Source organism: Nitrosomonas ureae (assembly GCF_900206265.1).
Lineage (GTDB): Bacteria > Pseudomonadota > Gammaproteobacteria > Burkholderiales > Nitrosomonadaceae > Nitrosomonas > Nitrosomonas ureae_C.
In genome coordinates, this window is sequence record NZ_LT907782.1 from 49,574 (window position 1) to 64,719 (window position 15,146).

Here is a 15,146-nt window from a genome sequence, read left to right on the forward strand (position 1 = left end):
TTATTGCTTAATACAGCGCGTAGAATCGATCACTGATGATTTTTCCATCCTTCCAGTGCTGAACTGCTACCTGATCAAATTTCTTGTGCCCAAGATCTTTGTGTTGATACTCGTAATGCCACTCGGTCATCGTTACGTTTTCACCAATAGCAGTCGATACAATCTCTGATTTGAGCCATGCTTCGACGCCCTCGAATAGCTCGGATTCCCGATCTTTGGCTTGTTTCAGTCCTTGTGCTACCACATCATTCTTTTCGATAACGATACAATCGGGATGATAATACTTATCCATCGATTCCAATATTTCGCCTTTGAGTATCATGTGATTTAAATCGTCGAGTTTTTCTTCCAAAGTCATTTTTCGCCCTCTTTGAATTGAATTGAATTGAATTGGCTTAACAGATTTTGCTTCCTGATTGCCCGATCGAAAAAAATAGCAGACTGATTTAATTTATGAAACGAACGCCTCCTGTTGCCAGCTCATAAACGCCTTCCACCAAGATCGCGCGTTTTTCTACAAGTATCCGTTGTCTTTCCGGAAGAGCGGCCTATCATCCATGAAACGCCGATTTCCATCCTTTAGTCGTGCCAGCGCTTCACTGGCGTCACGCGAGTAAGGTTCCGTGTCGACCGCTCCGGATAAAGGTGCTTCGGCTTTATGAAACACCCGAGATCAGAGACTAACTTTTTCATTTATAGAAAATTCCTCATCCATTGCATATTCCGAATCTGATATTTATGCAAATTATATTTTAGGAGGCAACTAATCGTTTTAGCTCCGTAGCTTGCTGCCGGCTTGGACAAATTCGACAAACCCGGCAAGAAAATTCTGAAGCTGCGTACGCGCTGCTTCATCTATCATTTCACCGGATTCGTTGAAGACGTGATGCGCCCGTGATACCAGTAGCCGTCCACCGTACCACGGACGTGTGCCTAGTGTCCGCAACACGGGTAGCCAGGCATTTTGGGATAGGACTGTGCCGAACCCTCCGGGCGAGGCACCTATCACCGCAACCGGACGATTCCCGAAAATTCGCGCAATGTCGCTCGGTGGCCGCGATAACCAATCGATCGCATTTTTGAATACGCCTGGCATGGAACTGTTGTATTCAGGGGTAGCTAACAATAATCCATCGGCAGCAGCAATCTGCTTTTGCAAAACAATCACTGCCTGAGGAATGCCTTCGCTGGCTTCGACATCAGCATCATAAAGCGGGATACCCTTAAGTGTCGCTATCTCCAGCGCAGCTCCGCTCGGCATCAATTCTGAGGCTGCACGTAACAGCGCAGTATTGAACGAAGCGCTACGCAAACTTCCTGTAATTCCGATGATTTTTATCATAATGTCTTCCCGTTGTGTTGAGAGAAACCTAGAAATAGGCTATTTGCAGTAGCGCTGCATAGTGTAAAAATGTGCTGAGTGCAGCCGATTCATTTTTGTGTATAGCCTCTGAGCTTCTATAATAGACTGCATAGATTGTATTCATAATCGGGTATACATTTGGTAGCATGGTGATAAGCTGACCATTCACCAGCGAAATGCCAAGCTTGTCATGAGGAAATTTACGTTCCTGCCACCAACCTGTGTCAAAGCTTCCCCTGCGTTGAAATGGATTGCGGCGGCACGAATTTCCCACTGTGGATGGAGACGATAACTGCCTTCCAGCTTGATTTGATCGCCGATATACCGGTCGGTTCCGATGGTCTCAGGTATCACGACCAATGGCGCGGGTGGTGTGTAAACCGCATCTTCCTTGTGATGTTTCCATAGGAAATTCCAGCCCAGAACGAATGTTAATGTAGGAACAGGCTTGATTGTCACAGTCGGTTGCATATCCATAGTATTGCCCGGTGCCAATAGTGCTGCTTCGCTGAAATAGGTGGGGTTGGGGTAGAGTGCGTTAAAGGTACCGAGCCGTCCGTCGCCAGGAGTTTTATCGCCGCTGGCAATATCCGCTTTCAGGCCGAGCCGTGGTGACCAAGGCAGTGTGGTGAAAGTAAATCCGGTATCGGAGGAAATTGTCCAGGCACGAATGGTCTGATTGCCGACACGGCCGGCTTGGAATATAGCCTCCGTGTTCCAGTCCCAGCCCTTAGCAGAACCAAAAAGCCGTGTGCCGAAAGAATGCCTGTGTTCCTGCCCCTGCGCCGCTGCAAACAGTGCTTGATCTCGTTCGTAGCCAAGCCAGTAGAGATCGATCTTGAGGGGAGCAATACTTTCCGGGGTAAGTGTGGCATACAAGCCGTACAGGGCTTGCGACTTATTGACTGAGTCATCGAAGGTTCTCGGTCGGTTGAAAACCGGACGGAAGGCGAAGGCGTCGATGCGATATGATCCCCGCCGCCAGCCGGCGCGTGCGCCGTCGAAAGCGAGGCGAATATTGGGGCCCTCTCGCACTGCAATCAGACGCGAGGTGCCAAGCGTCATTTCCTGCCGGCCGACACGAAGAGAAAACTTATCGCCGTTCCAGGCCAGGAAGCCTTGTTGCAAGTCAGGGTTGCTTTGATCGACGCTGATTGGTCCGCCGCGGCGCCCGGCTTCGTCATATGCCCCGAACTGTACGAACATCTGGGCGTGTTTGCCGACGCGCAGATCACCGTGCGCCATGCTTCGAAATAACGTTAAGCTGTCACCGCCAGTGTCGCTGCCAATACCAAAATTAAGAGGACGGTAATTGTCGCTGCGCACGCGTGCGTCAGCACCGAATGTTAGCGTGACAGCCTTACCAATTCGCCAGCATTTGGGCGCAATTTTGTTGCAATCTGCGCCCCAATTTTCTTCGAATCGTAGCGGCAGATACTCGGATGCGGCCGTTGGCAATGACGCGATAAGCATTACAGCGGCAGCCAGGCTAACCTTGCAAGTTTTTGCCGTCTGCTGGTACATAAAGATATGCCTTTTGCGGATAGCCATCCATCGGTTTGCCGAGCAGGTAAATCGGTGAAAATGCTCACTCTACTTGCCTTCTTCCAGCTTTTTATTCGAAGAATGTGGCGTTGTTGACCACTGCTTCGTTCGGGCGGGAACGTACGGCCAGCAGTTGAAGGTGTTGATAGTCGATCAACAGCAAGGCGTGATTGTCGGGAGTTAACAATGTATCCGCCTGTTTGTTGTTCATGATTGGCTCCTCGAATTTAGAATGTACGCCGTTGACGACTATCTCCACCACTGCGCTTACTTCTTAGTGATGGCGAAATAACTCGTCATCAGATTGCGGTAGTTCGGCAGGTAGCTGGAGAACAAAGCGCCCAAGCCTTCGACGTCGTTACGCCAGTCACGGTGTAATTCGCAGGCGACACCGAACCAGCTCATCATCTGCACGCCTGCTGCCTGCATACGCAACCAAGCAGAGTGGCGGGTTACTTCGTTGAAAGTACCGGAAGCATCAGTAACTACGAATACTTCATAGCCTTCCTCGATGGCGGACAATGCCGGGAAGGCAACGCAAACTTCGGTGACCACACCGGCGATGATCAACTGCTTGCGGCCAGTTTTTTTGATCGCGTTAACGAAATCCTCATTGTCCCAGGCATTGATGTTGCCGGGGCGTGCGATGTAAGGCGCATCGGGGAATATTTCCTTGATTTCCGGAACCAATGGTCCATTCGGACCTTCCTCGAAACTGGTGGTCAGGATGGTTGGCAGCTTGAAATACTTACCGCAAGCCGTTAAGGCCAACACGTTATTCTTGAATTCATTCGGGGAGAAATCCTGCACCAGCGAGATCAGACCGGCCTGGTGGTCTACCAGTAGTAAAGCAGCATCATCCTTGGAAAGCCGGTTGTATTTAAAAGTTTTATCCATTTCTTTGCTCCTTGAAGTTATCGGTAATAAAGTATGCGACTTTTTGACAGTCCATCAGTCACTGGACTGCTATGGCAGATTCAAACTTAATTCTTTGCTTTCTGTACTGCTTGTGCCTTGTCATAGCTTTCGATCAGCAATCGGTAATGCAGCATCGGATAATCAGCGTAGAGATCGGCAAATTCCTTCGCCTCCGGCCGGTTCCAAGTCACTTGCAGTTCCGAAAGCACCGCAAGTGTGTCGATAGGAATTACACCTGCTTGCACAATACGAGCAACGGTCAATTCCGTGGCCATTTTACTCCAATTGCCTGATGCATCTACCACGGCATATACTTTATAACCGGCTGCGACGGCACTGATGGAAGGAAAGGCCATGCACACGCTGGTCAGCGTTCCGGCAAGAATTAATGTCTTGCGGCCAGTGGCTTCGACAGCTTCGACAAAATCCGGGCTATCCCAAACATTAATTTCCCCACGGCGTCCTACATATTGCGCATGCGGAGCAGCTTGGTGTATTTCCGGAATCAGCGGTCCATTCGGGCCATCTGGAACAGATGCCGAGGTGATTACTGGCATCTTCAGTATGGTAGCGACTTTGGCAAGCGCAATGGCGTTGCGACGCAAATCCGATACCGGAATATCTTTCACCAGTTGAAATAGGCCGCTCTGATGATCGATAAGCAGCATCAGGGCCTCGTCGGGATTAATATGGCTCATAGTGTTTTCCTGTGATTTTGTTGCGATAAATAGATCACGATTTAACAGCAAAACTGCTTTGTAATCAGCTGCTGATGTTATCAGTGTGATATTTTTCCCATTTTGCCATTTTGAAAATCAATTTTGGCTTGGCGTATTTCTTCCGCCGTATTCATGACAAATGGGCCACTGCCTGAGATGGGTTCATCGATCGGTTCACCGCACAGCAGCAGTGCTGTTGTGTCGGGTGCACTTTCGATACGGATATGATTGCCTACCCGTTCAAACAGACCGACTTCCGCGGTACCAATGGTTTCATATCCATTGACGCGTACCGATCCCTTGAGTACCGCCAATAGTGTGTTGTAACCATCAGGTATGGCAAGGTCGATGAGTTGTTCACCGGTCAAACGCAGATCCCAGACGTTAATTGGCGTAAATGTGTGCGCGGGTCCTGCCGTTCCATCGAATTCACCGGCAATGACGCGCACGCTTCCTTGACCATTTGGCAGACTGACAGCAGGAATCTGACTGTCCAAAATACTTTGATAATGGGGCGGCGACATCTTATCTTTGGCTGGCAGGTTTACCCACAATTGCACCATCTCAAGCATACCACCATGCCGTGCAAAATCCCGGCCGTGAAATTCTTCGTGAACCAGACCGGAAGCCGCTGTCATCCACTGTACATCACCAGGGCCAATTTTACCGCCGCCGCCTGAGCTATCACGATGTTCCACTTCACCGCTATACACAATGGTGACGGTTTCAAAACCGCGGTGCGGATGTTCACCGACACCACGACGTTGTTCGGTCGGTGAAAATTCCATCGGCCCTGCGTAATCAAACAGCAAAAAAGGACTGGTTGCGGATTCCAGCACTGAATAAGAAAACAGCGTGCGTACCGGAAAGCCATCACCGACCCAATGCTGATTTACATTTTTCTGAATGTGGAATAGCCTTTTGACAGATACTTCAGGTTCTTGGAGCATAATTGTTACCTCCTAAAATTTTTTATATGTGCATTAGGTTAATCTAGCTGGGTTAAATTACAAGTACGCACAAAAAAGATACTGTCAAAAAAGGAAGATTCAAAATGCCAATCAAAGAAGTGTGTTGTCCTGTTGAAATTACATTAAAAATAATTGGGGGGCGTTGGAAGGTTCTGATTATTCACCATTTGTTAAATAGAACGATGCGATTTAACGAGCTAGAAAGGAGCTTAACAGGGATTACCCACCGTACTTTAAGCCGGCAATTACGTGAAATGGAGGTGCATCAACTCATTGTCAGAAGTGACTTTAATGAAATTCCTCCACGCGTCGAATATTCGTTATCGCCGCTGGGGCATTCCCTTAAACCCATTCTGCTGTTGATGGATGAGTGGGGAAGGAAATATAGCGCTGTAGCCGAATAAAAGAAACTAATGTTTTATTCCGGGATTTCCAATAACAGGTTACATTGCACCGTTGGCTATACGACCAATGAATGAAATGATCGGTGGATCCCAGCTTTGGCTAATGAACAATGATCTGAAGTCGAGTGATTTCTTACTTTTCGATTCAGTGACTCCTCATCATTCAAGAGAGGCAACTCAGCCGTCTCATTTGCGGAGACCCGTGGGCTTTTCGAACTTGTCTTGCGACAAGGATGGCAACATCAAATTCTTATTTGATTTTGAATCGAAGAAATAGCAATGCGGCAAATTGTTGCTGTGACAAATTGCTACACTCATGAATTCATACGGAATTACCAGTGAAATCCTGGGGAGTTGCTTGAATATCATCTTCAATTCAAAATGAACATGCTAAAATCCAAACTTCAAAAGAATTGAAAACATTATGAATTTTCCTGTTATTACTGCGCTATCCCCACTGGATGGGCGCTACCATACAAAAGTTGAAGCTTTACGATCTTATTTCAGCGAATTTGCTTTGATTCGTTTTCGTGTGCAGGTTGAGATTGCATGGCTTAAGGCGTTAAGCGAACAACCCGGAATCATCGAAGTGCCGAATTTTTCCGCTCAAACTCATGTGCAGTTGGACAATTTGGTGGAAAACTTCTCGCTTGAAGATGGCGAGGCGATTAAAGCCATTGAGGCGACGACCAATCATGATGTAAAAGCTGTCGAGTATTGGTTAAAACAGAAGTTGGAAAACAATGCCGAAGTGACCAAAGTGAGTGAATTCATTCATTTTGCTTGTACTTCCGAGGACATTAATAACCTATCGCATGGACTAATGCTTAGTACCAGTTTACAGCAAGTGATGTTGCCAGCTTTGGATAAGGTTATTAACCGATTAATCGAGCTGGCGCATCAGTTTGCTGGTATTCCAATGTTGGCTCGTACTCACGGACAACCCGCTACGCCGACAACATTGGGTAAAGAACTTGCCAATACCGTTTATCGCCTGCAGCGCGGAAGAAAACAACTGGAATCTGTAGCTATTCTGGGAAAGATTAACGGTGCGGTAGGTAATTATAATGCGCACTTGTGTGCCTATCCGAATTTGGATTGGGAGAAATTTGCGCAGTCGTTTGTTGAAAAGCTGGGGCTGGAATTTAATCCGTATACGACTCAAATTGAACCCCATGACACCATGGCGGAATTATTTGATGCGTATGCAAGAATTAATACGGTTTTGCTGGATTTGAATCGCGATATCTGGGGATATATTTCACTGGGTTATTTCAAACAAAAAACCCATGCGGATGAAATCGGATCTTCAACGATGCCGCATAAAGTCAATCCGATTGATTTTGAAAACTCGGAGGGTAATTTAGGTATTGCTAATGCGTTATTGCGTCATTTGAGCGAAAAGTTGCCGATATCGCGCTGGCAAAGAGATTTAACTGATTCCACAGTGCTTCGCAATATGGGTGTGGCGTTAGGGCACACCTTGTTAGCTTATGATTCATGTATCAAAGGATTAAATAAACTGGAAGTTAATACTTCTGCAATAAGAGTTGATCTGAGCCATGCTTGGGAAGTTTTGGCGGAGCCGATTCAAACGGTGATGCGGCGCTATGGCGTAGCTAATCCTTATGAACAGTTGAAAGCTTTAACCCGAGGCAAGAACGGAATTACACCAGAGACGCTGCATCAGTTTATCGGCACTTTGAATATTCCGGAGCCCGAGAAGGTTCGCCTGTTGGCATTGACTCCACAGGACTATATCGGTATGGCCAATAGACTCGCCTTAAGAATAAATAATTAATCCAAATCCCAAAAATATGAAGCAAGCTAATTGATTAATTAGAATAAATTTTCTTACAACGTAAAAAATTCCGTTTATGGCTTGAAATTTTATCTAGCAATCCCAATATCGCCTGCACACTCATAGGAGGTATGATGCAAAGCCCAGAAAATACAAACAACCCGGAAAACAATCAACCTGATATGGCTGATATTAAAGAAGAAGTTAATGTTCCTGGTATAACCAGCGATGCAACCATTCAAACAGGTGAAATTAAAAGCTCACAACCCAGTCTCGAGGATTTGTTGAAAGCAGCCGAGAACAAAGCAGCCGAACATCAGGATGCTTGGATGCGCGCAAAAGCTGAAACTGAAAATATCCGCAAGCGCTCCCAAAATGATATTGCAAATGCACATAAATACGCCATCGAGAATTTTTCTACTGAATTACTAACCGTAATGGATAGTTTGGAGGCTGCATTGGCAGTTGAAAATGCCAGTGTAGAGAGTTTTAAGAATGGAGTTGAGTTGACCCAGAAGCAGTTGATGAGTGTGTTTGATAAATTCAACATAAAGGTGATTGATCCAGCCGGAGAGAAATTTGATCCTCATCAGCATCAGGCAATGTGTATAGTCGAATCGGAGTTGACTCCCAATACGATTGTTCAGGTCATGCAGAAAGGCTATAAGCTGCATGAACGCATTATTCGTCCTGCACTTGTGTCGGTTTCGAAAGCTCAAGGTTCTTGAATTTTTATCAAGTATCTCCATTTCAAAACTAATAGATAAACAGAATAATCTCTTAAAAGGATCTAAATATGGCAAAAATTATCGGTATCGATTTAGGTACTACCAACTCCTGTGTTGCTGTGATGGAGAATGGCAAGCCAAAAGTTATTGAGAACTCGGAGGGCACACGGACAACGCCTTCTATCGTTGCTTACACTGAAGATAATGAAGTGCTTGTGGGTGCTTCAGCCAAACGTCAGGCGATTACCAATCCCAAAAATACTTTGTTTGCTGTGAAACGGCTTATTGGGCGTCGTTTTGATGAAGAAATGGTTCAACGGGATATCAAGATGGTGCCGTATAGCATTGTCAAAGCGGATAACAATGATGCATGGGTGGAAGTGCGTGGTAAGAAAATTGCACCTCCCGAGGTATCTGCGCAAGTGCTAATGAAAATGAAAAAAACCGCCGAGGATTATCTGGGTGAGGCGGTGACCGAAGCGGTGATCACAGTGCCCGCTTATTTTAATGATTCGCAACGTCAAGCCACAAAAGACGCGGGGAGAATTGCCGGCTTGGAGGTGAAGAGAATTATTAATGAGCCAACTGCTGCTGCGTTGGCATTCGGGTTGGATAAGAAAGAAGGCGACCGGAAGATTGCAGTGTACGACTTAGGCGGGGGTACTTTTGATATTTCTATCATTGAGATTGCTGAAGTCGAGGGCGAGCATCAGTTTGAAGTGTTGGCAACCAATGGTGATACATTTCTTGGGGGCGAAGATTTTGATTCACGTGTGATTGAATACCTGGTGGATGAGTTCAAGAAAGAAAGTGGTATTGATTTGAAAAAAGATATGCTGGCATTGCAACGTTTAAAAGATGCCGCAGAAAAAACCAAAATCGAATTGTCATCCAGTCAGCAAACTGAAGTCAATTTGCCTTACATCACTGCGGATGCATCCGGACCGAAACATCTGGCTGTCAAGATAACGCGTGCCAAGCTGGAAAGTCTGGTGGAAGACTTGATAGAGCGCACTGTCGGGCCTTGCCGCACGGCAATTAAAGACGCCGGCCTGACTGCTTCGGATATTGATGATGTGATTTTGGTCGGTGGGCAGACTCGCATGCCGAAAGTTCAAGATAAAGTTAAGGAGATATTCGGTAAAGAACCACGTAAGGATGTAAATCCTGATGAAGCAGTAGCTGTTGGTGCGGCTATTCAAGGTGGAGTGTTGAAAGGCGACGTGAAGGATGTGCTGTTGCTCGATGTGACGCCTTTGTCGCTGGGTATCGAAACGCTGGGTGGTGTAATGACCAAGCTGATTCAGAAAAACACTACGATTCCAACCAAAGCGCAACAGGTATTCTCTACTGCGGAAGACAATCAAACCGCGGTAACGATTCATGTGCTACAGGGTGAGCGTGAGATGGCTTCCGGCAATAAAAGCCTGGGGCAATTTAATTTGAGTGATATTCCACCTTCACCACGGGGTATGCCGCAGATCGAAGTGACGTTTGACATTGATGCTAATGGTATTTTACATGTATCGGCTAAAGATAAGGCAACCGGTAAAGAGAATAAAATCAAGATTCAGGCTAGCTCAGGTTTGTCGGATGATGAGATTGAACGGATGGTGAAAGATGCGGAGGCGCACGCTGAAGAAGATCACAAAGCTTTAGAGTTGATTTCAAGCCGTAATCAGTGTGATGCGATGATCCACTCCGTTAAGAAATCCTTGAAGGAACATGGTGACCAGTTAAGTAGTGAGGAGAAAGCTAAAATTGAGGCTGCATTGAAAGATGCTGAAGATGTGCTCAAAGCTGATAATAAAGACGAGATTGATGCAAAAACGCAGGCTTTGACCGAGGCGGCGCATAAGTTGGCTGAGAAGATGTATCAACAAAAAGAGTCGCAGGAACCGCAAGCGCAATCTGGATCCGACTCGACGTCTGGCCACAGTGAGAAACCAGTCGAAGGCGAAGTGGTTGATGCAGAATTTGAGGAAGTGAAGAACAAAAAATAGTTTTCTTCGAAGCATAAGGAGCGCAGAAGCGCATGAAGAGGATATTGAATCTCTTCTGCGCATTCTGCGCTTTAATATTTGATGCGGGATAAGAAACATCGTATAAACCTAAACTCCATAAATTAATCACGGTAGCGGAAAATCAATATGAGTAAGCGCGATTACTATCATGTTCTCGGTGTCAGTCGTGAGGCTGACGAGAATACAATAAAGAAAGCTTATCGTAAGCTGGCAATGAAATACCATCCAGATCGGAATGCTGGCGATGTTAAGTCGGAAGAGATGTTTAAAGAAGCTAAAGAAGCTTATGAAGTATTGACTGATTCTAATAAACGCGCAGCTTATGATCAATTCGGCCATGCGGGCGTCGATGCAAATGCAGCAGGTGGAGGTGGTGCGCAAGGTTTCAGTGATGCATTCAGCGATATTTTCGGGGATATTTTTGGTGGCCGTAGCTCTCGATCAAATATGCATCGTGGCTCCGATTTGCGCTATAACCTGGAGATCACTCTGGAGCAAGCTGCTCATGGAACCGAAACAAAAATTCGTATCCCTACCATGGAAAATTGTGAGACTTGTCATGGCAGCGGCTCCAAGCCGGGTAGTTCGCCCAAAACTTGTCCTACTTGTAACGGCCATGGACAGGTAAGAATGCAACAGGGTTTCTTCTCGATTCAACAAACTTGCCCCAAATGCCATGGAAGTGGGAAGGTAATAGTGAATCCTTGCACATCGTGCCATGGAAATGGACGCATAAAACAACAGAAAACACTCAATGTAAAAATTCCGGAAGGTGTTGACGATGGTGATCGCATTCGCATTTCTGGAGAGGGTGAGGTTGGCATTAACGGTGGTCCGCCGGGTGATCTCTATGTCGTGGTTCATTTGTCGGCGCATTCGGTTTTCCGGCGTGATGGCGATAATCTGCATTGTGAAATTCCTATTAGTTTTACCGTAGCTGCACTGGGAGGAGAAATAGAAGTGCCTACACTTGATGGGCACGCCAAGATTAAGGTGCCAGAAGAAACTCAAACGGGTAAGATTTTTCGTTTGCGTGGTAAAGGGATTAAAGGAGTGCGTAGTCATGATAAAGGTGATTTACTTTGTCATGTCGTTGTGGAAACCCCGGTTAAGTTGACCGCACGGCAAAAAGAATTGTTGGAAGAATTGGAGTCTATCAGTCTCAAAGACGGTCCTCGTCACAGTCCTCGCGCTAAATCATGGATGGATAAAGCGCGAGAATTTTTCTCTGAATAGGACGGAGCTATCTAGTTATTAAGGTGCTGCGGCAGGTATTTGGCTAAACTGATCATAGCGTCGTAATAGTTGCAGATGATTTTGTATGAATTGTTATGTAGATTAGAATCAACCTAGAACTCTTCACTGGATTTTTGTTACCTGTAAACGGGATTCCTTGCGGGGTATTCGGAGAAGTCAAATTTTTCCCGATGTCCGTATGAATCAGCGTAATAGCGATATTGCGTCTTTTCTGGGATTGATTGGATAATCGACGGGAATAATTGTGCCCTGATTATGATGTGTTGTTTTGCCACTTATCCTGCGTTTTCCTTTTACTGACCTATTTAGGATTTTCGGATAGTTGCATCGGTAACCAGTTCCGCGTTGACCAACGCATTGTAGATACGATTCATTGATCCCGTTTATTAAACAATATCAGTTATTGGTGGTGCAGTAGTTCTACAATCTTTTTCCTCTGAATTCACCTCAAATATTTAAAATCTGTAAAGCAATTTGTGGGTAAATTTCCGCTAATAAATTCATATTTCTTCCAAATAAAGTGACATCAGCCAAATTAATGGAAAAGGATATGCTTATTTTGTCGATAGTCAGATAACTTATGAATCTGTAAGCATGAAGATTTATATGGCGTTTATGTGATTCTTTAACGCTTATTGTTATTTTGTTTTATAGATTATCCACCGCCAGAATTAATTTTCGAATACTAGAGGGTCTTGTATTACAGTAAAAGGAGATACTGCTACCATATCATGATAACCCATTTTTAATTTAATCTCTGCGGGTTTAATTCCCCGCCCCCTTGGGGCGAAAGCTGGTTGAAAACCAGCAGATTGTAGAGCGCAGTTAATACCCCGCTGCTTGCGGCGGGGTGCTTTATTTGACATGATTTAATGAGATAAATATTAAAAATATCCGATTAGGATCTATCTACAAAATTGTGCATTAAAGTAAATGAATAGTGCGATTGCAGATATAAATAAATTTGAAGAATACGTGTGTAAGATTAAATATCCTGGTGTTTGTTTTGGGTGTTGGCTGGCTACAGCATCAACCGGCATTGCTGGAAATAGAATGGATTGGGCTGTTGTTGTCAGTCGCAGTTACAGCTGGAATATTGGGTTTTTCTCAATTAGCAAATCATCTTGTAATAAGCAGAATCTTGTTGGGTATTTTCTTTCTTATATTTGGATTTTGCTGGGCGGCAATTTTAGCGCATTGGCGTTTGGACGATTCCCTACCTCATGTCTGGGAGCGTAAGGCTATCCAAATAGTTGGTGTGATAGCCACTGTACCGCAAAAAAGTGATAGAAGAGTGCGTTTTCAGTTTGATGTTGAGCATGTGAATACTGAGGGTGCGATTGTGCCCAAGCGGATTGCATTATCTTGGTATAAAGTGCGACAATCGGGAGCTACTCAAGTAGTATTGCCTGTAGTCAGGGTAGGTGAACGTTGGCGGTTGACGGTGCATTTGAAACGACCGCATGGCAATCAGAATCCGCATGGTTCCGATTTTGAAAGATGGGCGTTGGAACGTAATATCCGGGCCATTGGATATGTTCGTGTATCATCGGATAATCAACGTCTGCACCCTATGGTGCAACATCCTGCATATTGGATAGCGCATATTCGTGAGGGGATTCAACATCGTTTTGCTGCGAGCCTAGCCAATCAAGCTTATGTGGGAATATTGCAGACATTGGCAACGGGTGATCAGAATGCAATTCCTCGTGATCAATGGCGAGTATTTACACGTACTGGAACCAATCACCTGATGGCGATTTCCGGTTTGCATATCACGATGATTTCTAGTTTGGCATTCGTAGTAGTATATTGGTTATGGCGTTGGAATACTTATCTCACATTACGTCTGCCGGCGCGGCGTATTGCTGCGATGGCTGGATTGATTGTAGCCTTAGGCTATGCTGTACTTTCTGGTTTTGCAATTCCGGCGCAGCGGGCATTTTATATGCTGGTGGTAGTGGCGATTGTGTTATGGATAGGACGTCAGACAAGTGTAACCACGGTGTTGGCATGGGCGCTTTTTGGGGTGATATTGTTAGATCCTTGGGCAATTTTAGCTCCTGGATTCTGGTTATCCTTTGGTGCAATTGCCGTCATAATGCTATTAACTGCCGGTCGGATCGGAAAAATACATTGGCTTAGTAGTTGGTTGCGGATTCAATGGGCTATTACGTTGGGCTTAATTCCTTTATTGTTGGCATTATTTCAGCAGGTATCCTTAATATCACCGGTCGCTAATGCAATTGCCATTCCTCTGATAAGCCTTATAGTGGTTCCGTTAACATTGTTAGCTACCATACCTGTATTCGATTTTATGTTACCGTTCATCCATGACGTATTAAGCGTCATTATGGTAATTCTGCAGTCATTGAGCAATTTATCGCATACGGTGTGGCAGCAGCATTCTCCACCAATGTGGGCAATAAGTGTAGCGGTTATAGGGGTTGTGTGGATGTTGTTGCCGGGAAGCCTAGGAGTAGGGTTTTTTTCTGGTTTTCCCGCGCGTTGGTTGGGTGTAATTGCAGTATTACCTGTGTTTCTGGTTAAACCGCCTCAACCAAAAACCGGGGAACTGTGGCTGACTGTGCTTGATGTGGGTCAAGGACTTGCGGTTGTGGCTCGTACCGAGCATCATGCATTACTATTTGATACGGGCCCTGAGTTCGGTGAGATCGACAGTGGTAATCGTATTATCGTGCCTTTTTTACGCGGAGAAGGAATTGTAAAGCTTGATGGCATGATCGTATCGCATGCAGATTCGGATCATAGTGGTGGTGCACGATCAGTATTAAATGAGATCCCGGTTAGGCAGCTGTGGTCATCGCTGGACGATAAGCATCCCATAACGCAGATGGTAATCTCAAAGAATCAGTGCCATAAGGGACAATTCTGGCAATGGGACGATGTGCATTTTGAATTGCTACATCCCTTGAAGCAAGATTACTTGAATTCAAAACGTAGTACTACAAATGCAAAAAGTTGTGTATTAAAGATCACATCAGCTCATGGCAGCGTATTATTACCGGCTGATATTGAGAGGAGAGATGAGCAGGCATTGCTAGCTCGAGACGGCGACAAGCTGCGTGCGACAGTATTGATTGCGCCGCATCATGGCAGCCACACTTCATCAACCGATACTTTTGTGCAGAAAGTAAGCCCTTCTTTGACAATTTTTCCAGTTGGCTATCTCAATCGCTATAATCATCCGCGCGAAATTGTAACTTCACGTTATCATAATTCAGGTAGTCAGTTGATGCGTAGCGACAAAGATGGTGCTATCTTAATTAAGTTTGAAAATAATGATTGGGTGGTTAACAGTTGGAGAAAACTAAATCAGCGCTATTGGCACAATAACTCTGAATTGAATTAAAATGCAATGATGAGTTCGAAGCATTGCTATTTTATCTCGAGGT

At 45.3% G+C, this 15,146-nt stretch carries 14 protein-coding genes; 6 read left to right on the top strand and 8 right to left on the bottom strand.

All coding sequences use genetic code 11. The features are described from left to right. Positions 1 to 7 precede the first annotated feature (7 nt). The 8 genes from CPG39_RS00230 to CPG39_RS00255 form a co-directional block, all read right to left on the bottom strand. Positions 8 to 358, bottom strand: coding sequence for a SnoaL-like domain-containing protein (locus tag CPG39_RS00230; RefSeq protein WP_096291506.1), 351 nt, complete (start codon positions 356 to 358; stop codon positions 8 to 10). A 156-nt stretch (positions 359 to 514) separates the two neighbouring features. Beyond that, a complete protein-coding gene (locus tag CPG39_RS14425) occupies positions 515 to 667 on the bottom strand; it encodes a hypothetical protein (protein ID WP_172424057.1) in 153 nt (50 codons plus the stop codon). Between the two features lie 105 nt (positions 668 to 772). Continuing rightward, on the bottom strand, positions 773 to 1,342 hold the full coding sequence (locus CPG39_RS00235; RefSeq protein ID WP_096291507.1) for an NADPH-dependent FMN reductase: 570 nt from the start codon (positions 1,340 to 1,342) through the stop codon (positions 773 to 775). A 186-nt stretch (positions 1,343 to 1,528) separates the two neighbouring features. Next, a complete protein-coding gene (locus tag CPG39_RS00240) occupies positions 1,529 to 2,914 on the bottom strand; it encodes an alginate export family protein (protein WP_096291508.1) in 1,386 nt (461 codons plus the stop codon). Positions 2,915 to 2,978: 64 nt separating this feature from the next. Next, entirely contained in the window at positions 2,979 to 3,119 is a 141-nt protein-coding gene (locus tag CPG39_RS14430; RefSeq protein WP_172424058.1) for a hypothetical protein, read from the bottom strand. A gap of 56 nt (positions 3,120 to 3,175) precedes the next feature. Then, positions 3,176 to 3,805 carry an isochorismate family cysteine hydrolase YcaC gene (gene ycaC / locus CPG39_RS00245; protein WP_096291509.1) on the bottom strand — a complete coding sequence of 210 codons (630 nt, stop codon included), beginning with the start codon at positions 3,803 to 3,805 and terminating at the stop codon, positions 3,176 to 3,178. Positions 3,806 to 3,891: 86 nt separating this feature from the next. Then, positions 3,892 to 4,524, bottom strand: coding sequence for an isochorismatase family protein (locus CPG39_RS00250; RefSeq protein ID WP_096291510.1), 633 nt, complete (start codon positions 4,522 to 4,524; stop codon positions 3,892 to 3,894). 80 nt (positions 4,525 to 4,604) lie between these two features. Beyond that, complete coding sequence (locus CPG39_RS00255; RefSeq protein WP_096291511.1) at positions 4,605 to 5,495, bottom strand: pirin family protein; 891 nt, start codon at positions 5,493 to 5,495, stop codon at positions 4,605 to 4,607. 104 nt (positions 5,496 to 5,599) lie between these two features. Here CPG39_RS00255 and CPG39_RS00260 point away from each other — a divergent pair, with 104 nt between their 5' ends. The 6 genes from CPG39_RS00260 to CPG39_RS00290 all read left to right on the top strand — a co-directional run bounded on the left by CPG39_RS00260 (position 5,600) and on the right by CPG39_RS00290 (position 15,103). After that, positions 5,600 to 5,920, top strand: coding sequence for a winged helix-turn-helix transcriptional regulator (locus CPG39_RS00260; RefSeq protein ID WP_096291512.1), 321 nt, complete (start codon positions 5,600 to 5,602; stop codon positions 5,918 to 5,920). A gap of 424 nt (positions 5,921 to 6,344) precedes the next feature. Further along, the gene (purB, locus tag CPG39_RS00265; RefSeq protein ID WP_096291513.1) at positions 6,345 to 7,721 is read left to right on the top strand and encodes an adenylosuccinate lyase; all 1,377 of its coding nucleotides are present in this window, start codon (positions 6,345 to 6,347) and stop codon (positions 7,719 to 7,721) included. Between the two features lie 134 nt (positions 7,722 to 7,855). Then, positions 7,856 to 8,449 carry a nucleotide exchange factor GrpE gene (gene grpE, locus CPG39_RS00270; RefSeq protein ID WP_013647237.1) on the top strand — a complete coding sequence of 198 codons (594 nt, stop codon included), beginning with the start codon at positions 7,856 to 7,858 and terminating at the stop codon, positions 8,447 to 8,449. A 68-nt stretch (positions 8,450 to 8,517) separates the two neighbouring features. After that, entirely contained in the window at positions 8,518 to 10,452 is a 1,935-nt protein-coding gene (gene dnaK, locus CPG39_RS00275; protein WP_096291514.1) for a molecular chaperone DnaK, read from the top strand. A 147-nt stretch (positions 10,453 to 10,599) separates the two neighbouring features. Then, positions 10,600 to 11,709, top strand: a complete 1,110-nt coding sequence (gene dnaJ / locus CPG39_RS00280) for a molecular chaperone DnaJ (protein WP_096291515.1) — start codon at positions 10,600 to 10,602, stop codon at positions 11,707 to 11,709. Between the two features lie 985 nt (positions 11,710 to 12,694). Beyond that, positions 12,695 to 15,103: a DNA internalization-related competence protein ComEC/Rec2 gene (locus tag CPG39_RS00290; RefSeq protein WP_231990331.1), complete on the top strand. Its 2,409-nt coding sequence runs from the start codon at positions 12,695 to 12,697 to the stop codon at positions 15,101 to 15,103. Positions 15,104 to 15,146: the final 43 nt, after the last annotated feature.